At 76.2% G+C, this 26,903-nt stretch carries 1 protein-coding gene (running past one end of the window); it reads left to right on the top strand.

Annotated elements, in window-relative coordinates:
* Window positions 1-26,903 carry the 3' portion of a type I polyketide synthase gene (locus tag MUY22_RS42735; protein WP_247053096.1) on the top strand. It extends 8,785 nt beyond the left edge of the window, so 26,903 of the gene's 35,688 nt are visible here — the last part of the coding sequence; the start codon falls outside the window, past its left edge; it ends in the stop codon at window positions 26,901-26,903.

The following is a 26,903-nucleotide window of genomic DNA, read 5'->3' as shown; positions in this document are numbered from 1 at the left end:
TCGTGCTGCCGGAGGACGGCCCGTGGGTGCTGCGGGCCGCGGGCGGCACCTTCGACGGCCTGACCCTCGAACCGTCGACAGTGGAACCGCTGGCCGCCGGGCAGGTGCGGGTCGACGTGCGCGCGGCCGGGGTGAACTTCCGCGACGTCCTGTCCGGGCTCGGCGTCGACGTCGGCGCCGCCGGGATGGGCGGCGAGTGCGCCGGCGTGGTCACCGAGGTCGGCCCGGGCGTGACTGGCCCGGCCGTCGGCGACCGTGTCCTCGGCATGGTGCCGGGCAGCTTCGCCCCGCAGGTCGTGGCGGACGTCCGCACCCTGGCGCCGGTGCCGGCGGGCTGGTCGTTCGAGCGGGCCGCGTCGGTCCCGGTCGTGTTCATGACCGCCTGGTACGGCCTCGTCGACCTCGCCGGAGTGCGGCCCGGCGAGCGCGTGCTGGTGCACGCCGCGGCCGGCGGCGTCGGGATGGCCGCGGTCCAGGTCGCCCGGCACCTCGGCGCCGAGGTCTACGCGACGGCGAGCCCGGGCAAGCAGTACGTCCTGCGGGAGATGGGGATTCCGGACGACCACATCGCGAATTCGCGGACCCTGGAGTTCGCGGAGCAGTTCGGTGAAGTCGACGTTGTGCTGAATTCCCTGGCAGGGGAGTTCGTCGACGCGTCACTGGGGTTGCTGGCCGAAGGTGGCCGCTTCCTGGAGATGGGCAAGACCGACATTCGCACGGACGTCGACCGCTATCAGGCGTTCGACCTGCCGGAAGCGGGCCCGGAGCGGATCGGCGAGCTGCTGCGCGAGGTCCTGGACCTGTTCGGGACCGGCGAGCTGCGGCCGATCCCGCTCACGACGTGGGACATCCGCCGCGCGCCCGAGGTGTTCCGGACGATGGCGCAGGGCAAGCACATCGGCAAGAACGTCCTGACGCTGCCGCGCGCCCTCGACCCGGCGGGCACGGTCCTCATCACTGGCGGGACGGGCATGCTCGGCTCACTCGTCGCGCGGCACCTGGTGGCCGAGCACGGTGTGCGCCACCTCGTCCTCGCGGCACGCCGTGGCGGCGACACCGAGACCGCCCGTGAGCTGCGGGAACGCGGTGCGCGCGTCGACGTCGTGGCGTGCGACACGAGTGACCGCGAGCAGGTCCGGACCCTGCTGGACGGCCTCCCGCTCACCGGCGTCGTCCACGCCGCCGGGGTCCTCGACGACGGCGTGCTCGCGTCCCTGGACGACGAGCGCCTGGACCGGGTCTTCGCGCCCAAGATCGACGCCGCCGTGCACCTGGACGAGCTGACCCGCGACGCCGACCTGGCGTTGTTCGCGGTGTTCTCCTCGGTCGCGGGCGTGCTCGGCGCCGCTGGCCAGGCTAACTACGCCGCCGCCAACGCGTTCCTCGACGCCTTGGCCGCTCGCCGTCCCGGTGCGGTGTCCCTGGCTTGGGGCCTGTGGGCCGGCGACACCGGCATGAACGCCGGGCTCGCCGACCAGGACCGCCGGCGCATGGCGCGAGCCGGGTTCGGCGCCCTCGACCCCGCCCGGGGCATGGCCCTGTTCGACCGCGCGCTGACGTCCGCGCGGCCCGCACTGGTGCCGATGGCCGTCGACGTCCACGCGCTGCGCGACGTCCCGCCGATCCTGCGGGACCTCGCCGGCCGCACCCGCCGCACCGCCCGGCCCGCCGAAAACCGTGCTGCCGTCCGGGATCTGGCCGCGCTGACGGAGCTGGTGCGCGCCGAGGCCGCCGCCGTCCTGGGCGGCGACGAGCACACCATCGGGGCCGCACAGGCGTTCCGCGATGTCGGGTTCGACTCCCTGACCGCCGTCGAGCTGCGCAACCGGCTCACCACCGCGACCGGGATCGCGCTGTCGGCCACCGTCGTGTTCGACCACCCCAGCCCCCGCGCCCTCGCCGAGCACCTGCACGGCGAACCCGCCCCCACCGAGCCCACGCGCGCGGTCCTCGACGACGACCCGGTCGTGGTCGTCGGCATGGGCGTGCGGCTGCCCGGTGACGTCGACAGCCCGGACGCGCTGTGGGAGCTGGTGCGCGACGGCGTCGACGCGATCACCGGGTTCCCGGCCGACCGCGGCTGGGACCTCGACGCGCTGTACGACCCCGACCCGGACTCGCCGGGCACGTCCACCACGCGATCCGGCGGGTTCCTCCACGACGCCGGCCGCTTCGACGCGGGGTTCTTCGGCATCACCCCGCGCGAGGCGCTCGCCATGGACCCGCAGCAGCGGCTGCTGCTCCGGACGTCGTGGGAGGCCCTGGAACGCGCGGGCATCGCGCCGACGTCCCTGCGCGGGCAGGCCGCGGGGGTGTTCTTCGGCGCCTCGGCGCAGCACTACGGCGCCGGCGCGGAGGACCCCGGCGTCGAGGGGTACGTCCTCACGGGATCGTCGTCGAGCGTGCTGTCCGGCCGGGTGTCCTACGTGCTCGGCGTGCGCGGGCCGGCGGTCACGGTGGACACGGCGTGTTCGTCGTCGCTCGTGGCCCTGCACCTGGCCGCGCAGTCGCTGCGCAGCGGCGAGTGCTCCCTCGCGCTGGCGGGCGGCGCGTCCGTGATGGCGACGCCCGGGATGTTCGTCGAGTTCTCGCGCCAGCGCGGCCTGTCCGCGGACGGCCGGTGCAAGTCCTTCTCCGACCACGCCGACGGCACCGGCTGGAGCGAAGGCGTCGGAGTGCTGGTGCTGCAACGGCTTTCCGACGCGGTGCGCGAGGGCCGTGAGGTCCTGGCCGTCGTCCGGGGCACCGCGGTCAACCAGGACGGCGCGTCCAACGGTCTCACCGCGCCGAACGGGCCCGCCCAGCAGGAGGTGATCCGGCAGGCCCTCGCCAACGCCGGGCTGGCACCGTCCGATGTGGACGTCCTCGAAGGACACGGGACCGGCACGACCCTCGGCGACCCGATCGAAGTCCAGGCACTGCAAGCGGTCTACGGCGTGGACCGCGATCCGGCGCGGCCGTTGCTGCTGGGGTCGCTGAAGTCCAACCTCGGGCACGCGCAGGCCGCGGCCGGGGTCGCCGGGGTGATCAAGATGATCCTCGCGATGCGGCACGGCACGGCGCCGCGGACCCTGCACGCCGGCGAACCGTCGTCGCGGGTGGACTGGCCGGCCGGCGGGATCCGGCTGCTCGCCGAGCCGGCGCCGTGGCCCGAGGCGGACCGGCCGCGGCGCGCGGCGGTGTCGTCGTTCGGGGTCAGCGGGACCAACGCGCACGTCGTCCTGGAGCAGGGGCCGCCGGTCACCGAGGCCGACGTCCGCCTCACCGGGCCGGTGCCGGTGGTCGTGTCGGCCCGGACCGCCGACGCGCTGCTCGACCAGGCGACGCGTCTCGCGGCCTTCCTGGACGGTGGTCCGGATCTCGGGACCGTCGCGTGGACCCAGGCGCACGCGCGCGCCGCGTGGGAGCACCGTGCGGTGGTGTTCGCGTCGGACGTCACCGAGGCGGCGACGCGGCTGCGTGAAGCGCGAGCATCGCAGGTCGCGTCCGGCAGCGGCGTCGCGCTGGTGTTCACCGGTCAGGGTGCGCAGCGGGTCGGGATGGGCTTCGAGCTGGCGGCGGAGTTCCCGGTGTTCGCGACGGCGTTCGACGAGGTCTGCGCGGAGCTGGATCGTCATCTGGACCGGCCGTTGCGCGAGGCGATCGCGTCGGACGCGGTGCACGAGACGGTCTACACGCAGGCGGGCTTGTTCGCGGTCGAGGTCGCGATGGTGCGGTTGCTGGAGTCGTTCGGCGTGCGCCCGCGGGTGGTGGCGGGGCACTCGCTGGGCGAGATCACGGCGGCGTTCGTCGCGGGGGTGTTCTCGCTCGACGACGCGGCGATGCTGGTCGCGGCCCGGGGCCGGTTGATGCAGGCGCTACCGCCCGGTGGGGCGATGGTGGCGATGGCGGCGTCCGAAGTGGACGTCCAGCCGTTGCTGGGCCACGGGGTCTGGCTCGCCGCGGTGAACGGGCCCGAGGCGGTCGTGCTGTCGGGCGACGCCGACGCGGTGCACGCGGCCGCGGCCGCGCTGCCGGTCAAGACCACCTCGCTGCCGGTGAGCCACGCGTTCCACTCCGGACTCGTCGAGCCGATGCTGGCGGAGTTCGCCGAAGTGGCCGCCCGCGTCGAGTACCGCGAGCCGGTGGTGCCGCTGGTGTCCACTGTGTCCGGTCAGCTCGCCGGGGCGGAGCTGTGCTCGGCGGACTACTGGGTCGAGCAGGTGCGGCGTCCGGTCCGGTTCGCCGACGCGGCCCGCACCGTGGCCGGCCAGAACGTGGCGGCCGTGCTCGAGGTGGGCCCGGACGGCGTCCTGACGGCGATGCTGCCCGACGGCGGTGTGGCCTTCACCCGGCGCGACCGGCCGGAGGCCGAGACGGCGCTGGCCGCGCTGGGGCAGGTGTACGCCCGAGGCGTCGACGTCGACTGGACGCCGTTGTTCCCCGAGGACGCGCGCCGGCTCGTGCCGGTGCCGACGACGGCGTTCCAGGACGAGCACTACTGGCTCAAGCCGGGCACCGGCCGCACCGACGCGGCCGGGCTGGGGCAGGTCCCGGTGCGGCACGCGCTGCTGAGCGCCGTGGTGGAGGACCCGGTGGCGGGCGGCGTCGTCCTGACCGGCCGGGTGTCCCGCGAGACGCCCGCGTGGCTGGCGGACCACGCGGTCGCGGGTTCGGTGCTGCTGCCCGGGACCGCGCTGCTGGAGCTGGCGATCCAGGGCGGTGACCGGGTCGGCACGCCCGTGGTGCGCGAGCTGGTGATCGAGGCGCCGCTGCGGCTCGACGCGGCCACCCGCGTGCAGGTCACGGTGGGTGCGGAAGCGGACGGCCGCCGCGCGGTGGCCATCCACTCCCGCCCGGCCACCGGATCCGGTGGCTGGACACGCCACGCGGCCGGCTTCCTCGCCGCGGCCGGCCCGGCCGGCCAGGCGCTCACCGAATGGCCGCCGCCCGGCGCCGAAGTGCTGCCCATCGACGGCTTCTACGCGCAGCTCGCCGAACGCGGCTACGCCTACGGGCCCGCGTTCCAGGGCGTCACGACGGCCTGGCGGCGGCGCGGCGAGCTGTTCGCCGAGGTCACCCTGCCCGGCGGCCTGGACGTCGCCGGATTCGCGCTGCACCCGGCGTTGTTCGACGCCGCCCTGCACGTCGCGGCGCTCGACGCCGCCGACGGCGTCACGCTGCCGTTCGCCTGGACCGACGTCGCCGTGCACGCCACCGGCGCGACGTCGCTGCGCGTCCGGATCCGCCCGGCCGGCGACGGCCTGGCCCTCGACCTCGCCGACCCGGCGGGTGCGCCGGTCGCGTCCGTCGGCTCCCTCGTCACCCGCCCGATCCCGCGCGACCACCTGACCGCGCCGGTCGACGACGCCCTCTTCACCCTCACCTGGACCGAACTCCCGCGCCACGAAGATCCGGCACCCCAAGACTGCGTCGTGCTCCGGGTCGGCGCCGACGGCCCGGGCGACGAGCCCCGCCGCGTGCGCGACGTGGCCGGGAGCGTGCTGCGGTCCGTCCAGGAGTTCCTCGCCGACCCGGCCCAGGTCGGAACCCGGCTCGCCGTGGTCACCACCGGCGCCGTCGCCCCGGACGGCGGCACCCCCGACCCGGTCGGCGCGGCGGTCTGGGGCCTGGTCCGCAGCGCCCAGACCGAGAACCCGGGCCGGCTCCTGCTCGTGGACGGCGACGTCGCCGACGGCCTGTTCGCGACCCTCGCGGCCGCCGGTGAGGACCAGTGCGCCGTGCGCGACGGGCACCTCTGGGTGCCGCGCCTGACGCGCCCCGACCCCGGGCTCGTGCCGCCCGGCGGGCCGTGGGTCCTCACCGCCACCGGCGGCGGCACCTTCGACGACCTCGCGCTCGTCCCCGCGCCGCACGCCGCGGCCCCCCTCGAACCCGGCCAGGTCCGCCTCGCCATGCGTGCCGCCGGCCTCAACTTCCGGGACGTCCTGTCCGGCCTCGGCGTCGACGTCGGCGCGGCCGGGATGGGCGGCGAAGGCGCCGGTGTCGTGCTCGAGACCGGCCCGGGAGTGTCCACTGTGGACGCCGGCGACCGGGTCATGGGCATGGTGCCACAGGGCTTCGGGCCCGTCGTGGTCGCCGACGCCCGCACCCTCGCCCCGGTGCCGGAAGGCTGGTCGTTCGAGCGGGCCGCGTCGGTGCCGGTCGTGTACCTGACGGCGTTCTACGGCCTCGTGGACCTGGCCGGACTGCGGCCGGGCGAGCGCGTGCTGGTGCACGCCGCGGCCGGGGGCGTCGGAATGGCGGCGGTGCAGCTGGCGCGGCACCTGGGCGCCGAGGTCTACGCGACCGCGAGCCCCGGCAAGCAGCACGTGGTGCGGGAGATGGGGATTCCGGACGACCACATCGCGAACTCGCGGACCCTGGAGTTCGCGGAGAAGTTCGACCAGGTCGACGTCGTGCTGAATTCTCTGGCCGGGGAGTTCGTCGACGCTTCGCTGGGACTGCTCGCCGAAGGCGGCCGGTTCCTGGAGATGGGGAAGACGGACATCCGCACGGACGTCGACCGCTATCAGGCGTTCGACCTGCCGGAAGCCGGTCCGGAGCGGATCGGCGAGCTGCTCCGGCACGTCCTGGACCTGTTCGACGCCGGAGCACTGCGGCCGATCCCGGTGAAGCCGTGGGACATCCGGCGGGCACCGGACGCGTTCCGGTTCATGGCCCAGGGCAAGCACATCGGCAAGAACGTCCTGACCCTGCCGCGCACCCTCGACCCGGCGGGCACGGTCCTGATCACCGGCGGCACGGGCATGCTCGGCTCGCTCATGGCACGGCACCTCGTCGCCGAACACGGCGTGCGTCACCTGGTGCTCGCGTCACGCCGTGGCGGCGACACCGAGACGGCCCGTGAGCTGCGGGAACGTGGCGTAGGTGTCGACGTCGTGGCGTGCGACCTGAGCGACCGGGACCAAGTCCGGACGCTCCTGGACGGCCTCTCGCTGACCGGCATCGTGCACGCGGCCGGAGTGCTCGACGACGGCGTGTTCTCGTCCCTCGACGACGAACGCCTGGACACGGTCTTCGCGCCGAAGATCGACGCCGCCGTGCACCTGGACGAGCTGACCCGCGACGCCGACCTCGCGCTGTTCGTGATGTTCTCCTCCGTCGCGGGGGTGCTCGGCGCCGCGGGCCAGGCCAGCTACGCCGCCGCGAACGCCTTCCTCGACGCGCTGGCCGCCCGCCGCCCGGGCGCCGTTTCCCTGGCCTGGGGCCTGTGGGCCGGTGACACCGGGATGACCGCGAGCGCCGACGCCACCCGGCTCGCGCGCTTCGGGCTCGGCGCCCTCGAACCCGCCCGCGGCCTCGCGCTGTTCGACCGCGCGCTCGACGCGGCCCGGCCGTCGCTGCTCCCGATGGCCCTCGACCTCACCGCCCTGCGCGACGTCCCGCCGATCCTGCGGAAGCTCGCCGCCCCGGCCCGGCGGACCGCCCGCACCGACCGGCCCGGCACCGGCGTCTTGGGCGCCCGGCTGGCGCGCCTGGACGCCGCCGCGCAGCTCACCACCCTGACCGACCTGGTCTGCGCCGAAGCCGCCGCGGTCATCGGCGGCGGCGCCGGGATCGGCGGCACGCGGGCGTTCCGCGACGTCGGCTTCGACTCGCTGACCGCCGTCGAACTGCGCAACCGGCTCGCGACCGCCACCGGCCTCGCCCTGCCCGCCACGGCCGTGTTCGACCACCCCAGCCCGGCCGCGCTCGCCGCCCACCTGCACGCGCGGCTCCTCGGGACCGGCGCCGAGGCCGCGCCCGCCACCACGGCGGCGTCCGACGAACCGATCGCCGTCGTCGGCATCGGCCTCCGGCTCCCCGGCGGCATCGACCACCCGGACGCGCTGTGGGAGGCGCTGTCCGACGGCGTCGACGCGGTCTCGGCGTTCCCCGCCGACCGCGGCTGGGCCACCACCGGGCTCGACGGCACCGCCCGCGTCGGCGGCTTCCTGCACGACGCCGGCCGGTTCGACGCCGCGTTCTTCGGGATCTCCAGCCGCGAAGCCCTCGCGATGGACCCGCAGCAGCGGCTCGTGCTGCAGACGTCGTGGGAGGCCCTGGAACGCGCCGGGGTCGCGCCGACCGCGGTGCGCGGCCAGGAGGTCGGCGTCTTCTTCGGCGCGATGACCCAGGAGTACGGCACCCGCCCGGACGCGGCCGCCGATGTCACCGGCTACGGCCTGACCGGATCCTCGACCAGCGTCGTCTCGGGCCGGGTGTCCTACGTGCTCGGTGTCCAGGGCCCCTCGGTCACCGTCGACACGGCGTGCTCGTCGTCCCTGGTCGCGTTGCACCTCGCGGCGCAGTCACTGCGCGCGGGGGAGTGCACGATGGCCCTCGCGGGCGGCGCGACGGTGATGGCGACCCCGGCGGCCTTCGTCGAGTTCACCCGCCAGCGCGGCCTGGCCGCGGACGGCCGCTGCAAGTCCTTTTCGGACGATGCCGACGGTACGGGCTGGGGCGAGGGTGTCGGAGTCCTTGTACTGCAACGGCTTTCCGACGCGGTTCGCGACGGTCGCGAGATCCTGGCTGTGGTGCGCGGGTCGGCGGTGAACTCCGACGGCGCGTCGAACGGGCTGACCGCGCCGAACGGCCCGGCGCAGCAGGCGGTGATCCGGCGGGCGCTCGCCGGGGCGGGGCTCGAAGCGTCCGAAGTGGACGCCGTGGAAGCGCACGGCACCGGCACCGTCCTGGGCGACCCCATCGAAGCCCAGGCCCTCCTGGCCACCTACGGCCGCGACCGCGCACCGGACCGGCCGCTGTGGCTCGGCTCGGTCAAGTCCAACTTCGGGCACACCCAGGCCGCGGCCGGAGTCACCGGCGTGATCAAGATGATCCTGGCCATGCGGCACGCCCGGCTGCCGAAGACGCTGCACGCGGGCACGCCGTCGTCGCGCGTGGACTGGACGTCCGGGGCGGTCCGGCTGCTCGCCGACGCCCGGCCGTGGCCCGAGACGGACCACCCGCGCCGCGCCGGGGTGTCGGCGTTCGGCATCTCCGGCACCAACGCGCACGTCGTCCTCGAACAGGCCCCCGCCCCCGCGACCGTCCCGGCCGCGGGGGAGACCGGACCGGTGGTGCCGCTGGTGATCTCGGCCCGTTCGGCAGCCGGCCTGGCCGCGCAGGCCGTCCGGCTGGCGGCCGCTCTCGACGACGACCTCGGCGCGGCGGGCTGGTCGCTGCTCGGCACCCGGGCCGTCTGGGAGCACCGCGCCGTGATCCTCGCCAAGGACCGTGACCAGGCCCTTTCGGCTCTGGAAGACCTCGGCCGAGGCGTGACCCGGGGTGAAGTGAACCCGGCGCTCAGCGGTGCGGGCTTCCTGTTCACCGGACAGGGCGCGCAGCGCGCCGGCATGGGAAACGAGCTGTACGACGCCTTCCCGGCGTACGCCGAGGCGTTCGACGAGGTCTGCGCGGAGCTGGACCGGCACCTGGATCGCCCGCTGCGCGAGGCGATCGCGTCGGAGCTGGTGCACGAGACCGTCTACACGCAGGCGGGGCTGTTCGCGGTCGAGGTCGCGATGGTGCGGCTGCTCGCGTCGTTCGGCGTCCGGCCCAAGGTGCTCGCGGGCCACTCGCTGGGCGAGCTGAGCGCCGCCCACGTCGCCGGGGTGTTCTCGCTGGCCGACGCCGCGCTGCTGGTCACCGCGCGCGGCCGCCTGATGCAGGCGCTCCCCGCCGGCGGGCGCATGGTGGCCGTCGTCGCGGCCGAAGCGGACGTCGAGCCGCTGCTGGGCGGCGGGGTGTGGCTCGCGGCCGTCAACGGCCCGCGGTCCGTGGTGCTCTCGGGTGAAGCGGACGCCGTCCGGGCCGCGGCGGAGTCCTTGTCCGGACGGGGTTTCCGGACGACCGAGCTGACGGTCGGCCACGCGTTCCACTCCGGGCTCGTCGAGCCGATGCTGGCCGAGTTCGCCGAGGTCGCGGCCCGCGTCGAGTACCACGAACCGCTGGTACCGGTGGTGTCCACGGTGTCCGGAGAACTCGCCGGGGCGGAGCTGTGCTCGCCGCGGTACTGGGTGGACCAGGTGCGCCGGCCCGTGCGGTTCGGCGACGCGCTGCGCACCGTCGCCGGGCAGGCCGTGGCGGCCGTGCTGGAGGTCGGGCCGGACGCCGCGTTGACCGCGCTGGCCGGCGAGCCCCTGGTCGCCGTCGAGCTGAGCCGCCGGGACCGGTCCGAGACCGGCACCGCCCTGGCCGCGCTCGCCGAGCTGTTCACCCACGGCGTCGACGTCGACTGGACACCGCTGTTCCCGGCCGGCGCGCGGCGGATCGTGCCGCTGCCGACCACGGCCTTCCAGGACCGCCACTTCTGGCTCGAGCAGCGGGCCGCGCCGGCCGACGTCTCGGCCGCCGGGCTGCGGCCCCTGGCGCACGCCCTGCTCGGCGCGGCGATCGACGACCCCGGCTCGGACACCGTCGTGCTGACCGGGCGGATCTCCCGCGACGCGCAGCCGTGGCTCGCCGACCACACCGTGGCCGGTACCGCCGTCGTCCCGGGCACCGCCCTGGTCGAGCTGGCGCTCCAAGCCGGCCGCGAGACCGGGACCCCGGTGGTGCGGGAACTCGTCATCGAAGCCCCGCTGCCCCTGGACGGCGTCCGCCAGCTCCACGTCGTCGCCGGGCCCGGTCAGGACGGCCGCCGGCCCGTCGCCGTCCACTCCCGGCCGGCCGGCGGGACCTCCTGGACCCGGCACGCCTCCGGCTTCCTCACGACGGGGGAGCCGGCCCCGCAGGCCTCGGTGGACTGGCCCCCGGCCGGCGCCGACCAGCTCGACCTCGACGGCTTCTACGACGTCCTGGCCGCCCGCGGCTACGCCTACGGCCCGGCGTTCCGGGGCGTCACCGCGGCGTGGCGCCGGGACGACGAGCTGTTCGCCGAAGTCGCGCTGGGCGCGGGCGCAGGGGACTTCGCCGTGCACCCCGCGCTGTTCGACGCCGCCCTGCACGTCACGGCGCTCGAAGCCGGCGACGGCGTCGCGCTGCCGTTCGCGTGGCAGGACGTCGCCGTCCACGCCGGCGGCGCGACCGCGGCCCGGGCGTGGATCCGCCCGGTGACCGGCGGCATCTCCCTGGAACTGGCCGACGCGACCGGGGCACCGGTGCTGTCGGTCGGCGCGCTGCTCAGCCGTCCGGTGGCCCCGGGCGGCCCGGCCGACGGCCGTCTCTTCGCCCTCGGCTGGACCACCCTCCCGGCCGAGATCGTCGATGACAGTCCGTTGTGGACGATCACCGGAGCGGACGACGACCTGCCCGCGGAGCGGCCACCGTGGGTCGCGCTGCGCGTCACTTCCGGCGACGCCCGGACCGCCGTGGGCGCGGTGCTGGCGGCGATCCAGCGGTTCGTCTCCTCACCGAGCCGGCTCGTGGTGGTCACCGGCGCCGACGGGCCGGTGGCGTCGGCCGTCGGCGGGCTCGTGCGCAGCGCGCAGGCCGAGCACCCCGGACGGTTCGTGCTGGCCGCGGGCGACGTCCACAGTGGACACCTCGCGGTGGCCGACGCCCGCGGTGAGTCCGAGTTCCGGGTGCGCGACGGCCGCATCGAGGTGCCGCGGCTCGTCCGGGAACCGGTCCGCGACGCCGTCGCCTTCGACCCCGCCGGGACCGTGCTGATCACCGGCGGCACAGGCATGCTCGGCGCCCTCGTCGCCCGGCACCTGACCGGCACGCACGGGATCCGCAGCCTGCTGCTCGCGTCCCGCCGCGGCCCGGACGCCGACGGCGCCCGCGAGCTGGCCGGCGAACTGCGCGGCTGGGGGGTGCGCGTCGACGTCGTCGCCTGCGACACCGCCGACCGCGACCAGGTCGCCGCGCTCCTGACCCGCGTGCCGGACGACGCCCCGCTGATCGGCGTCGTCCACGCCGCGGGCGTGCTGGACGACGGCGTCGTGACGGCCCTCGACGCGACACGGGTGGACCGCGTGTTCCGGCCCAAGGCCGACGCCGCCGCGCACCTCGACGAGCTGACCGGCGACCTGGCCTTCTTCGTGCTCTTCTCGTCGGTGGCCGGCGTGCTCGGTGGCGCCGGACAGGCGAACTACGCCGCGGCCAACGGCTTCCTCGACGGCCTGGCCGCACAACGTCACGCGGCGGGACGTCCCGCCGTGTCGCTGGCGTGGGGCCTGTGGGCAGGCGAACGCGGGCTGAACGCCGGCGCCGACACCGCCCGGCTGGCCCGCCTCGGCTTCGGCGCGCTCGACGCCGCGGCGGGGATGGCGTTGTTCGACGCGGCGCTCGCCTCGCCCCGGCCGGTGCTGGTGCCGATGACCCTCGACCTCGCCGCCGTCCGCGAAACGGGCACGGTCCCGCCGGTGCTGCGGTCCCTGGCCGGCCGGGCCCGGGCCGCCGCGGCCCCGGTCACGCCCGCGTCCGGGTTCGAGCGGGACCAGCTGATCGAGCTGGTGTGCGCGGAGGCCTCGATCGTCCTCGGCGGCGACCCGGTCGCCCCGGCGCGGGCGTTCCGCGACGTCGGCGTCGACTCCCTGGCCGCGGTCGAGCTGCGCAACCGGCTGGCCGCCGCGACCGGCCTGGACCTGCCGCCGACGGTCGTGTTCGACCACCCGACCCCGGCGCTGCTGGCCGGGTACCTGCACGGCGAGGCGGCCGGTGACGCACCCGCCGCGGTCGTGCCCGCGGCGGTCGTCGACGACCCGGTCGTCATCGTCGGCATGGGCGTGCGCCTGCCCGGCGGCGTCGACAGCCCGGAAGCGTTGTGGGACCTGGTGTCCGGCGGAGTCGACGCCGTGACGCCGTTCCCGACTGGCCGCGGCTGGGACGTGGCCGGGCTGTACGACCCGGACCCGGACAAGGCAGGCAAGTCCTACACCCGCTCGGGCGGCTTCCTGCACGACGCGGGCGAGTTCGACCCCGACTTCTTCGGGATCTCGCGGCGCGAGGCCCTGGCCATGGACCCGCAGCAGCGGCTCCTGCTGCAGACGTCGTGGGAGGCACTGGAACGCGCGGGTGTCGCCCCGGATTCCCTGCGCGGCCAACGCGTCGGCGTCTTCACCGGGCTGATGTACCACGACTACGCGACCGCCGACGAAGGCCTGGAAGGCATGCTCGGCGCCGGCTCCGCGGGCAGCGTCGCCGCGGGGCGGGTGTCCTACGTGCTCGGTGTGCAGGGCCCGGCCGTCACCGTCGACACGGCGTGTTCGTCGTCGCTCGTGGCGATCCACCTCGCGGCGCAGTCGCTGCGCTCGGGCGAGTGCACGATGGCCCTAGCGGGCGGCGCGACGGTGATGGCGACGCCCGGTGTGTTCGTCGAGTTCTCCCGGCAGCGCGGCCTCGCCGCCGACGGCCGCTGCAAGTCCTTTTCGGACGACGCGGACGGCACCGGCTGGGGCGAAGGCGTCGGTGTCGTGGTGCTGCAACGGCTGTCCGACGCCATCCGCGACGGCCGTGAGGTGCTGGCCGTAGTCCGGGGTACCGCGGTCAACCAGGACGGTGCGTCGAACGGGCTCACCGCGCCGAGCGGTCCGGCGCAGCAGGCGGTGATCCGGCAGGCGCTGGCCAACGCCGGGGTGGCACCGTCCGAAGTGGACGCCGTCGAAGCGCACGGCACCGGCACCCGCCTCGGCGATCCGATCGAGGCCCAGGCGCTGCTGGCGACGTACGGCCAGGACCGTGGGACGCCGTTGTGGCTGGGATCCCTGAAGTCGAACATCGGCCACGCCCAAGCCGCGTCCGGCGTGGCCGGGGTGATGAAGATGGTGCTCGCCATGCGGCACGGCGTCCTGCCGCCGACGCTGCACGCGGGCACGCCCTCGACCCGGGTGGACTGGACGTCCGGCGCCGTCCGGCTGCTCACCGAGGCCGTGGACTGGCCTCGCGCGGACCGGCCGCGCCGGGCCGGGGTGTCGTCGTTCGGCGTCAGCGGGACCAACGCGCACCTCGTCCTGGAAGAGGGCGTCCCGGTCTCTGTGCCGCCCGCGGCCGGGGGAGTGGTGCCGGTCGTCGTGTCAGCCCGGTCGGCCGACGGGCTCGCCGAGCAGGCCGAACGCCTGGCCGCGACCCTGGACGACGCGCCCGGCCTGGGTGCGGTGGCGTGGTCGCTGCTGCGGTCACGCGCGGTGTGGGAGCACCGCGCGGTCGTGCTGGCCGACCGCTCGACTGACGCGGCCACGGCCTTGCGCGGCGGAACGGCGGTCCGCGGCGAAGCCGACCCGGCGCGCCACGGCGTCGCGCTGGTGTTCACCGGTCAGGGTGCCCAACGGGTCGGGATGGGTGCGGAGCTGGCGGCGGAGTTCCCGGTGTTCGCGACGGCGTTCGCCGAGGTGTGCGCGGAGTTCGACCGGCACCTGGACCGGCCGCTGCGCGAAGCGATCGCGTCGGAGCTGGTGCACGAAACCGCCTACACGCAGGCGGGGTTGTTCGCGGTCGAGGTCGCGATGGTGCGGCTGCTGGCGTCGTTCGGGCTGAAGCCGCGGGTGGTCGCCGGGCATTCGCTCGGTGAGATCACCGCGGCCTACGTCGCGGGCGTGTTCTCCTTGCCGGACGCGGCGATGCTCGTCGCCGCTCGCGGACGGCTGATGCAGGCGCTGCCCGCCGGGGGCGCGATGGTGGCCGTCGAAGCGTCCGAAGTGGACGTCCACTCCGTACTGGGCGACGGCGTCTGGCTGGCGGCGGTGAACGGCCCGCAGTCCGTGGTGCTGTCCGGTACCGCCGAGGCGATCGAGGCCGCGGCGGAGCGGCTGCCGTACCGGGTGAAGCGGCTGACCGTCTCGCAGGCGTTCCACTCCGGACTGGTCGAGCCGATGCTGGCGGAGTTCGCCGAGGTGGCCGCCCGGGTCGAGTACCACGAGCCGGTGGTGCCGCTGGTGTCCACTGTGTCCGGTGCGGTCGCCGGGGCGGAACTGGGCTCGGCGGGCTACTGGGTCGAGCAGGTACGACGTCCGGTGCGGTTCGCCGACGCCGTCACGACGCTGCTGGACCGGTCCGTGGCGGCCGTGCTGGAAGTCGGCCCCGACGCCGCGCTGACGCCCCTGATCGACGCGGCCGGACCGGCGGTGGCCGCCCTTTCCCGCCGCGGCCGGGGCGAGGTCACGACGTTCCTCACCGGGCTCGCCGAGGCCTTCGCGCACGGCGCCGACGTCGACTGGACGCCGCTCTTCCCGCCGGGCTACCGGGCCAACGTTCCTCTGCCGGTCACGGCGTTCCGGCGCGAACACTTCTGGCTCGCCCGCCCCGCCGTGACCGCCGACCCGGCCGGGCTCGGCCAGGACGAGCTCGCGCACCCGATGCTGCGTGCCGCCGTCGACGACCCCGGGTCCGGCGGCCTCGTCCTGACCGGCCGGCTCTCGCACACCGCGCTGCCCTGGCTGGCCGGCCACACCGTCGGCGGCGTCGCCCTGCTCCCCGGCACCGCGCTCGTCGAACTCGCCGTCCAAGGCGGCGACCGGCTCGGCCTGCCCGTGCTGCGGGAACTCGTCATCGAGGCGCCGCTGCCGGTGCCGGAAGGCGCCGAGCCGCAGCTGCGGGTGGTCGCCGGGCCGGACGACGACGGCCGCCGCACCGTCGGCGTGTACTCCCGCCGGGGCGACGGCCCGTGGACGCGGCACGCGAGCGGCGTGCTGGCCGCCGACACCCCGGCCCCGCCGGCCGACACGGCCGAGTGGCCGCCGCCCGGCGCGGAACCCGTGGACGTCGAAGGCTGCTACGACGTTCTGGCCGATCGCGGCCTGGGGTACGGCCCGCTCTTCCACTGCCTCACCGCGGCCTGGCGCCGCGGCGACGACCTGTACGCCGAGATCGAGCTGCCCGACGGCGCCGACGTCGCCGGGTACACGATCCACCCGGCGTTGTTCGACGCCGCTCTGCACCCGGCCGCCCTGGCCGCCGGCACCGCGGCGCTGCCGTTCGCCTGGCGCGACGTCGTGGTCCACGCCGACGGCGCGTCGGCGGCCCGCGTCCACCTCCGGCCCGACGGCACCGGCGGGCTGGCGATCACCCTGACCGACCCCGCCGGGGCGCCCGTGCTGTCGGTGGGCTCCTTGGTGACCCGTCCCGTTCCCGCCCAGCTCGGCGAAATCCAGGACGACGCGCTGTACACAGTGGACTGGCGGTCCGTGACCCCGTCCGACGCCCCGGCGGTCCCGGCCGTGGTCGTCACCGACGCGGCGGGACTGGCCGCGGCCGCCCCCGGCGTCCAGGTGCTGCTCCTCGTCGAAACCACCGGGGCCCGGGAAACCGTCACCGGTGTGCTCGACGTGCTGCAGGCCTTCCTCGCCGACCCGCGTCGCACCGAAGCAAGGCTCGTCGTCCTCACCCGGGACGCGGTCGCCGACCCGGCCGCGGCCGCCGTCTGGGGCCTGGTCCGCGCGGCGCAGGCCGAACACCCGGGCCGGTTCGCGCTCGTCGACCTCGGCGACGCACCCGCGCCCGGCACGTCCTGGCGCGATCCCGCCGGACCGGCGGAGAACCAGTGCGCGCTCCGCGACGGCCAGGTCCAGGTGCCCCGGCTGGTCCGCGCCCGGCGCGACGCCGGCTCGAGCCCGCTCGACCCGGCGGGCACCGTGCTGATCACCGGCGGCACCGGCACCCTCGGCTCGCTGGTCGCCCGGCACGTCGTCGCCGAGCACGGGGTGCGCAGCCTGCTCCTCGCCTCCCGCCGCGGCGAGACCGCGCCGGGCGTCGCCGAACTGTGCGACGACCTGCGCGGCCTGGGCGCGCGGGTCGAGGTGGCCGCCGCCGACCTCGGCGACCGCGAGCAGGTCCGCGCGCTGCTCGCCCGGGTGCCCGCCGACGCGCCGCTGACCGCCGTGGTCCACGCCGCGGGCGTGCTGGACGACGGCGTCGTCACGGCCCTCGACGCCGCCCGCGTCGAGACGGTCTTCCGGCCCAAGGTCGACGCCGCGGTGCACCTCGACGAGCTGACCCGCGACGCCGATCTCCGGGCGTTCGTGCTCTTCTCGTCGCTGTCCGGCGTGCTCGGTGGCGCGGGCCAGGGCAACTACGCCGCGGCCAACGCGTTCCTCGACGCCCTCGCCGTCCGCCGCCGGGCGGCCGGGCAGCCCGCGCAGTCACTCGCGTGGGGCCTGTGGAGCGACGGGTTGGGCGCGGCCGCCGACGGCGCGCGGCTGGCTCGCGCCGGCCTCCGGGTCCTCGACCCCGGGCACGGGATGCGGCTGTTCGACGCCGCGCTCGCCTCGGACACCACCGTGCTGGTCCCGGCCGCGTTCGACGTCCCCGCACTGCGCGAACACGCCCGCACCGGCGACGTCCCGGCGCTGCTGACCGACCTGGTCGGGCCGGTGCGCCGCCGGGCCCAGCGGGCGCCGCGCGTCACGAACGCCGATGCGGCCGCGCTGCTCACCCTCGTCCGCACCGAGGCCGCCGCTGTGCTCGGCGCGGGCACCACCGTCGGCGCCACCCGGCCCTTCCGCGACGCCGGGTTCGACTCGCTGACCGCGGTCGAGCTGCGCAACCGGCTCACCGCCGCGACCGGCGTCACGCTGCCCGCCACCGTCGTCTTCGACTTCCCCAGCCCGGCCGAACTGGCCGGGCACTTGCGCGACGCGCTCCTGGGCGGGACCGCGCCCGCGGCCCCGGCCACCGCGGTCGCCGACGACGACCCGATCGCCATCGTCGGCATGGGCTTGCGCCTGCCCGGCGGCGTGCGCACCCCGGACGAGCTGTGGGCGCTGCTCGACGGCGGGGTCGACGCCGTGACGCCGTTCCCCGCCGACCGCGGCTGGGACGTCGAGGCGCTCTACGACCCCGACCCGGACGCCGCGGGCAAGTCCTACACCCGCCACGGCGGCTTCCTGCACGACGCGGCGCTGTTCGACCCGGGCTTCTTCGGGATCTCCCGCCGCGAGGCCCTCGCCATGGACCCCCAGCAGCGGCTGCTGCTGCAGACGTCGTGGGAGGCCCTCGAACGCGCCGGGATCGCGCCGGATTCGGTGCGGGGGCAGGACATCGGCGTCTTCACCGGCCTGATGTACCACGACTACGGCACCGGCGCGCACGACAGCGGCCTCGAAGGGATGCTCGGCACCGGCGCCGCCGGCAGCGTCGCGGCCGGGCGCGTCTCGTACGTCCTCGGCCTGCGCGGACCCGCCGTCACCGTCGACACCGCGTGCTCGTCGTCGCTCGTCACCATCCACCTGGCCGCGCAGTCGCTGCGGTCGGGGGAGTGCTCGATGGCCCTGGCCGGCGGCGCCACGGTGATGGCGACCCCGGGCGTCTTCGTCGAGTTCTCGCGCCAGCGCGGCCTGGCCGCCGACGGCCGCTGCAAGTCCTTTTCGGACGAAGCCGACGGCACGGGCTGGGCCGAAGGCGTCGGAATCGTGGTGCTGCAACGGCTTTCCGACGCCCGGCGCGAAGGCCGCGAGGTTCTGGCCGTGGTGCGCGGGACGGCCGTCAACCAGGATGGCGCGTCCAACGGGCTCACCGCGCCGAACGGGCCCGCGCAGCAGGCCGTGATCCGGCGGGCCCTGGCCAACGCGGGCCTGCGACCGTCCGATGTGGACGCCGTCGAGGCGCACGGCACCGGGACGGCGCTCGGCGATCCGATCGAGGCGCAGGCGCTGCTGGCGACGTACGGCCAGGACCGCTCGGAGCCGCTGTGGCTGGGCTCGTTGAAGTCCAACATCGGGCACACCCAGGCCGCGGCCGGCGTCGCGGGCGTGCTCAAGATGATCCTGGCCATGCGCCACGGCGTCCTGCCCCGGACGCTGCACGCCGCCGCGCCGACGTCCGAAGTGGACTGGACGGCCGGCGCCGTCCGGCTGCTCACCGAGGCCCGGCCCTGGCCGGAAAGCGACCGGCCCCGCCGCGCCGGGGTGTCGTCGTTCGGCGTCAGCGGCACCAACGCCCACCTCGTCCTGGAGCAGGGACCCGCGCCCGTGCGCCCGGAGCCGGCCGACGGGCTGGTGCCGCTCGTGGTCTCGGCCCGTTCGGCGGCCGGGCTGGCCGAGCAGGCCGCACGGCTGGCATCGGTCGTCGGAGAAGCGGCCGGTGTCGGCTGGTCGCTGGTCCGCTCCCGCGCCACGTGGGAGCACCGCGCGGTCGTCCTCTCCGACGAGCCCGCCGATGCCCTCCGCCGCATCACCGAAGACCGCGCCGACGTCGTGACCGGCGTCGCCGGCCCGGGCGGCCCGCTCACCTGGGTGTTCCCCGGCCAGGGCGCGCAGTGGACCGGGATGGGCCGGGAACTGTGGGCGGCGAACCCGGTGTTCGCGGCCCGGATGGAAGCCTGCGCGGCCGCCCTGGCCCCGCACGTGGACTGGTCCCTGGCCGACGTGGTGCGCGAAGGCCGGCCCCTCGACGCCGTGGACGTCGTCCAGCCGGTGTCGTTCGCGGTCATGGTGTCGCTGGCCGCGGTGTGGGAGTCCCTGGGCGTGCGGCCGGACGCCGTCGTCGGGCACTCGCAGGGCGAGATCGCGGCCGCGTGCGTCGCCGGGGCGCTCTCCCTCGACGACGCCGCTCGAGTGGTGGCCGTCCGCAGCCGGATCATCGGCCGGCGGCTGGCCGGCCACGGCGGGATGCTGTCCGTCGCGGTCGGCGCCGACGAGGTCGCGCTCGTCGACGGCGTCGAGATCGCGGCCGTGAACTCGCCGTCCGCCGTGGTGCTCGCCGGCGTCCCGGAAGCGCTCGACGACCTGGAAGAGCTGTACCGGGCCAAGGACATCCGGGTCCGCCGCGTGCCGGTGGACTACGCCTCGCACACCGCCCAGGTCGAAGGGATCGAGGCCGACCTGCGTGCCGCCCTCGGCGACGTGCCGGGCGACGTCCCGGCCGTCCCGTGGTACTCCACTGTGGACAGTGCGTGGATCACCGCGCCGCTGCCGCCGGACTACTGGTTCCGCAACCTGCGCGGCACCGTCCGCTTCGCCGACGCGATTCGCGCACTGGCCGGCGAAGGCCACCGCGTGTTCCTCGAGACCAGTTCGCACCCGGTGCTCGGCCCGGCAATACGCGAGACCGTCGACGACGACGCCGTGCTGGTCGCCGGGACCCTGCGCCGCGACCGGCCCGAATGGCCGCGGTTGCTCAAGTCCGCGGCCGAGCTGTTCGTCCACGGCGTCGACGTCGACTGGACCGGCGCCTTCCCCGCCGGGCACACCGGCGTCGTCCCGCTGCCGACCACGGCGTTCCAGGAGGAACGCTTCTGGCTCACGCCGCGCCCGGCCACCGCGGCGGGCTCCGACGGCGACTTCTGGGACGCCGTCGCGCAGGACGACCTCGCCACCCTCGGCGACACCCTCTCCACCACCGACCAGGAAGCCCTGCGCGCCCTGGTGCCCGGCCTGACGCGCTGGCGCGCCACCCGCCGCGACGCCGCCACGGCCGCCTCCTGGCGCTACCGCGTCGAGTGGGTCCGCGTCCCCGAACCGGCCGGCACCGGACGCTGGCTCGTGGACGGCGACGACCCCGTGCTCGCCGGCCTGCCGGGCGCCGGGACCGGCCCGGCCGACGGCGTCGTCGTCTTCGCCGCGGACGCGCGGACCGCGTTGCCGCGCATCCAGGCCGCGCTCGCCGCCGACCACGGCCGCGTCTGGGTGGTGACCCGCGGCGCCGTCGGCGTCGGCGGTGTTGATGGCGCGCCCGACGACGCCGCGGCCGCCGAGGTCTGGGGCCTCGGCCGCACCGCCGCGCTGGAGCACCCCGGCCGCTGGGGCGGGCTGATCGATCTGCCGGCCGACGCCGACGAGACCACGGCCCGGCGGCTGCTCAGCGCGTTGCAGGGGCCCGAAGACCAGGTCGCCGTGCGCGCGACCGGCCTGTACGCCCGCCGGCTCGTCCGTGCCGCCACTGTCGCGGGCCCGGGCTGGACGCCGCGCGGGACGGTCCTGGTGACCGGCGGCACCGGCGGGGTCGGCCGGCACGTCGTCCGCTGGCTCGCCGAAGCCGGGGCCGAGCACCTGGTGCTGCTGAGCCGCCGCGGCGCCGACGCTCCCGGCGCGGCGGACCTGGCCGCGCTCGACGTCCGCGTGACGCTGGTGGCCGGCGACGTGGCGGACCGCGAGACCGTGGCGCGGGTGCTGGCGGAGTACCCGCCGGACGCCGTCATGCACGCCGCCGGGGTCCCGGGCGGCGCGGTGGCCGTCGCCGACTGCACGCCGGAAGACCTCGACGAGGTCCGCGCGAAGGTCGTCGGGGCGCGTCACCTGGACGAGCTGACGGGCGACCTGGACGCGTTCGTGCTGTTCTCCTCGGCCGCCGCGACCTGGGGTGCGGCCGGGCAGGGCGCCTACGCGGCCGCGAACAGCCACCTCGACGCGCTGGCCGAGATCCGCCACGCCCGGGGCCAGGCCGCGCTGTCGGTCGCCTGGGGGGCCTGGGCCGGCGGGATGGCCGAGGAGGCCGGGTTCGCCCGCCGCGCGGTGCTCACCATGGCCCCGGACCTCGCCCTCTCGGCGCTGCGGGCCGCCCTGCGCGACGGCCGTCCGGCCGCCGTCGTCGCGGCGGTCGACTGGCCGCGGTTCGCGCCGCTGTTCACCGCGGCCCGGCCGAGCCCGCTGCTCGACGGCATCCCCGAAGCCGCCGCCGCTGCCGCCGCACCGGACGTCCCCGACGTCACCGCGGCCGAAACCCTGCGGGCGCGCCTGCGCGACCTCGACCGCGCGGCCCGGCTCGGCCACCTCACCGGCGTGGTCCAGGCCCAGGCCACCGCGGTGCTGGGCGAGCAGGACGAGGTCCCGGCGGCCCGCGCGTTCCGCGACGCCGGGTTCGACTCGCTCACCGCGATGGAGCTGCGCACCCGGCTGGCCACCGCGACCGGGCTCGCGCTGCCGGTCACCGTCGTGTTCGACCACCCGGATCCGGCCGCGCTCGCCGAGCACCTGCACGACGAGCTGTTCGGTACCGCCGCAGTGGTGGCCCCGGCGGCCGCGATCACCGCCGACGACCCGATCGTGATCGTCGGCATGGGCGTGCACCTGCCCGGCGGCGTCGACGGCCCGGAAGCGTTGTGGGACCTGCTGTCCGCGGGCACCGACGCGGTCACGGAGTTCCCTGCGGACCGCGGCTGGGACGTCGGCGCCGTCTACGACCCGACTCCCGGCACCCCGGGGAAGACCTACAGCCTGGCCGGGGCGTTCCTGCACGACGCCGGCCTGTTCGACCCGGAGTTCTTCGGGATCTCGCCGCGCGAAGCGCTGGCGATGGACCCGCAGCAGCGGCTGCTGCTGCAGACGTCGTGGGAGGCCCTGGAACGTTCGGGGGTCGCCCCGACGTCGTTGCGCGGCCAGGACGTCGGCGTGTACTTCGGCGCGGCGGTCCTCGGCTACGGCGCCGGCCCGGCGTCGGACGACCTCGCCGGTTACGCGCTGACCGGCTCGTCGTCGAGCGTGCTGTCCGGCCGGGTGTCCTACACGCTCGGCCTGCGCGGCCCCTCGGTCACGCTCGACACGGCGTGCTCGTCGTCGCTGGTGGCGATCCACCTGGCCGCGCAGGCCCTGCGGGCGGGGGAGTGCTCGATGGCGCTGGCCGGTGGCGCGACGGTGATGGCGACGCCCGCCGCGTTCGTCGAGTTCGCCCGCCAGCGCGGCCTCGCGGCGGACGGCCGGTGCAAGTCCTTTTCGGACGATGCCGACGGCACGGGCTGGGGTGAGGGCGTCGGAGTACTGGTGCTGCAACGGCTTTCCGACGCGGTCCGCGACGGCCGGGAGGTCCTGGCCGTCGTGCGCGGGTCGGCCGTCAACTCCGACGGCGCGTCGAACGGCCTCACCGCGCCGAACGGCCCGGCGCAGCAGGCGGTGATCCGGCAGGCCCTCGCCGACGCCGGGGTGACACCGTCCGAAGTGGACGCCGTGGAGGCGCACGGCACCGGCACGACCCTGGGTGATCCGATCGAGGCGCAGGCGCTGCTGGCGACGTACGGCCGCGACCGGGAGCGGCCACTGCTGCTCGGGTCGCTGAAGTCGAACGTCGGGCACACGCAGTCCGCGGCCGGCGTCGCCGGGGTGATCAAGATGGTCCTGGCGCTGCGCCACGGCGTGCTGCCGAAGACCCTCCACGCGGACCGGCCGTCGGCGAAGGTGGACTGGACGTCCGGCGCGATCCGGCTGCTCACCGAACCGGCACCGTGGCCGGAAGCCGCCCGCCCGCGCCGCGCCGGGGTGTCCGCCTTCGGCGTCAGCGGGACCAACGCCCACGTCGTCCTGGAGCAGGCCCCGGCCGCCGACCGGCCCGGGCCGCCCGTCGCGGCGGGCGCGGTGCCGCTGGTGGTGTCGGCCCGCACGGCCACCGGGCTGGCCGAGCAGGCCGGGAAGCTCGCCACCGCCGTCGCCGGGCTGCCGGCGGCGAGCGTGGCGCGGTCCCTGCTGACCGGCCGGGCGCGGTGGGACCACCGCGCCGTCGTCCTCGCCGAAACCCCGCAGCAGGCGGCCGACGGCCTGGAGGCGATCGCCGCCGGGGCGGGCCTGCGCGGGGTCGCCGGGCCGCGCGCGCTCGACGTCGCGCTCGTCTTCACCGGCCAAGGCGCGCAACGGCCCGGCATGGGCCGCGAGCTGTACGAGGCGTTCCCGGTGTACGCCGAGGCCTTCGACGAGGTCTGCGCCGAGTTCGACGGCTACCTCGAGCGGCCGCTGCACACGGCGATCGCGTCGGAACTGGTGCACGAGACGGCTTACACGCAGGCCGCGTTGTTCGCGATGGAGGTCGCGCTGGTGCGGCTGCTGGCGTCGTTCGGCGTCCGCCCGGCGGTGGTGGCCGGGCATTCGCTGGGCGAGCTGACCGCGGCGTACGTCGCGGGCGTGTTCTCGTTGCCCGACGCGGTGAAACTGGTCGCGACGCGGGGCCGCCTCATGCAGGCCCTGCCCGCCGGCGGGGCGATGGTCGCGGTGGCCGCCTCCGAAACGGCCGTCCGGCCGGTCCTCGGCGACGGCGTCTGGCTAGCCGCGGTCAACGGCCCCGAGGCCGTGGTGCTCTCCGGGGAAGCGGCGGCCGTGCACGCGGCCGCGGCGTCGCTCGGCGTTCGCGCCACCACCCTCGACGTCGACCGGGCGTTCCACTCCGGACTGGTCGAGCCGATGCTCGCGGAATTCACCGAGGTCGCCGAGTCGGTGGCATACGCCCCGCCGTCGATCCCGCTGATCTCCGCGGTGACCGGCGTCGAGTCCACTGTGGACATAACGGAGCACTGGGTGCGCCAGGTGCGCAGCCCGGTCCGCTTCGCCGACGTGACCCGCGTGCTGCTCGACCGGGGTGTGGCGGTGGTGGAAGCCGGGCCCGGCGGCGGCCTCGCGGCCGCGGTCCGCGGGCGCGGCGGCGACGCGGTCGCCGTCGCCCTGTCCCGTCGTGACCGGCCCGAACGCGAAACCCTGCTGACGGCGCTGGCCGAGCTGTTCGTCCACGGCGTCCCGGTGGACTGGGCACCGGTGGTCCCGGCGGACGTCCCGGTCGTGCCGCTGCCGACGACGGCGTTCCAGCGGCAGCACTACTGGCTGGAGTCCGCGCCGGCCCGCGACCACGCCGAGACGTCGTTCTGGGAGGCGGTGGCGGCGGAGGACGCCGAGTCGCTGAGCGAGGTCCTCGCCCTGCCCGATCCGGAGCGGCTGCGTGACGTCCTGCCCGAGCTGACCCGCTGGCACCGCGAGCGGCACGGCGAGGCCGTGCTCCGGCCGTGGCGCTACCAGGTCGAGTGGACCCGGCTGCCGGATCCCGCGCCGGCGCGACCGCGGGTGCGGGTGCTCGGCGACCCCGGCCTCGCCGCGGCGCTGGGCGACGACGAATCCCCGGACGCCGTCCTCGTGCGAGCCACGGACGCCGCGAACGCGTTGCCGGTGCTGCAATCGCTGCTCGCGGACGGCCCGCGGGTCTGGGTGGTGACGTCCGGGGCCGTCGGGACCGGGGGCGACGACGTGCCCTCCGACGCCGCCGCCGCGCAGGTGTGGGGCCTCGGCCGGACCCTCGCCCTGGAGCACCCCGGCCGCTGGGGCGGCCTGATCGACGTACCCGGGACGCTCGACGAGACCGCCGTTCAGCGGGTGCTCGGGGTCATCGGCGGACCGGAGGACCAGGTCGCCGTCCGCACGGAGGGGGTGTTCGCCCGCCGGCTGGTCCCGGCGCGCCCGGTCCCGGCCGGACCGGGCTGGACACCGCGGGGCACGGTCCTGGTGACGGGCGGCACCGGCGGCGTCGCCGGGCACGTCGTCCGCTGGCTGGCCGAAGCGGGAGCGGCGCACCTGGTACTGCTGAGCCGTCGTGGCGGCACCGCGCCCGGGGCGGCGGAACTGGCCGCGGAGGTCGAGAAAGCCGGTGTCCGGGTGAGCCTGGTCGCCGGGGACGTCGCGGACCGGGACACGGTCGCGCGGGTGCTGGCGGAGTACCCGCCGGACGGCGTCGTGCACGCCGCCGGCGTCTCCGGTGGTGCCGTCACGATCGCGGACTGCACGCCCGAAGCTCTCGAGAAGGTGTTGGCGGCCAAGGTTTCCGGCGCTCGTCACCTCGATGAGCTGACCGGCGACCTGGACGCGTTCGTGCTGTTCTCGTCGGCGGCCGCGGTCTGGGGCGCCGCCGGGCAGGGGGCGTACGCGGCGGCCAACAGCCACCTCGACGCGCTGGCCGAGATCCGGCGCGCCCGGGGGGAAGCCGCGGTGTCGGTCGCCTGGGGCGCCTGGGCCGACGGCATGACCACCGAGGAGGACGCGCGCGAACACCTGCACCGCCGGGCGGTGCGGACGATGGCCCCCGGCCCGGCGCTGTCCGGGCTGCGCGCGGTGCTGCGCGAACAGCGCGTCACCGCCGTCGTCGCGGACGTCGACTGGGCCCGGTTCGCGCCGATCTTCACCGCGGCTCGGCCCAGCCCGCTGCTGGCCGGCGTGCCCGCGGCGGTCGAAGCCCTGGTCGTCCCGGAACCGGCGGGCACGGCCCTCCCGCGGCTGCGAGACCTCGGCCCGGCGGCCCGGGTCGACGCGCTGACCGACCTGGTCCGCACCGAGGCCGCGGCCGAACTGGGGCACCCGGGGGCCGAGGCGATCGCCGCCGACCGGCCCTTCCGCGACCTCGGCCTCGACTCGCTCACGGCCGTGGGCCTGCGCGACCGCCTGGCGTCGGCGACCGGCCTGCGCCTCACCGCGGCACTGGTCTACGACCACGGCACCCCCGCCGCCGTCGCCCGGCATCTGGCCCCGCTGCTCGACGGCGGCGCGGCCCCGGCCGGCACGCTCGGCGGCGTCTACCGGGACTTGGCCGAACGCGGCCTGGGCGAGGAGATGCACCGGTTCGGCCTCGGCGCGGCCGTACTGCGGGAGCGGTTCACCGGCGGCGAGACCGCCAAGGTCGTCCGGCTCGGCGGCGGCCCGGACGGGCCGCACCTGATCGGTCTCCCGCCGCTGACGGCGTTCGACCACGTGCTGAACTTCGCGCAGCTCGCCCGGTGCTTCCCCGGGGAGACGTCGGTCGTCCTCCCGCCGGGCTACGCGGCGGACGAGCGGCTCGCACCGTCGTTCGCCGCGCTGGCCGACGTCCTGACGGCCGCGGTCACCGCGTGCGCGGCCGGGAAACCGTTCGCACTGCTGGGAATCTCGGCGGGCGGCTTGCTCGCACACGCGGTCGCGGTCCGGCTGGAGCGTCAAGGCCTGGCGCCGTCCGGGGTGGTCCTGCTGGACAGCTACCTCCCGGGCGGCCTGGCTCCGCGGCTGTCCCGAGCGCTGGTGCACGGAGCGGCCCAAGCGGGCGCGGCGACCTACCACGACCACGCGATCACGGCGGCATCCGCGTACACCGAGCTGCTGCGCGAGTGGCGGCCGGAAGAACTGGCGACGCCGACGCTGGTGCTGCGACCGGAGGACGCCGTGCCACTGCCGACGGGGGAGGAGCCCTTGACCCTGGCCGAGCGGACGTCGGTCTGGCCGTTGCCCCACGAGTCGGCCCGCGTGCCGGGCGACCACTTCACGATGAGCACGGCGCACGCCGCGGAAACGGCAGAGGTGGTGCTGCGCTGGCTCGGCCACTCCGCGAAAAAGTGA

Origin of the sequence: Amycolatopsis sp. WQ 127309 (genome assembly GCF_023023025.1) — a bacterium.
Taxonomy (GTDB): domain Bacteria; phylum Actinomycetota; class Actinomycetes; order Mycobacteriales; family Pseudonocardiaceae; genus Amycolatopsis.
The sequence above is the reverse complement of the archived record's forward strand: the minus strand, read 5'-3'. Positions and strand labels throughout refer to the sequence as shown.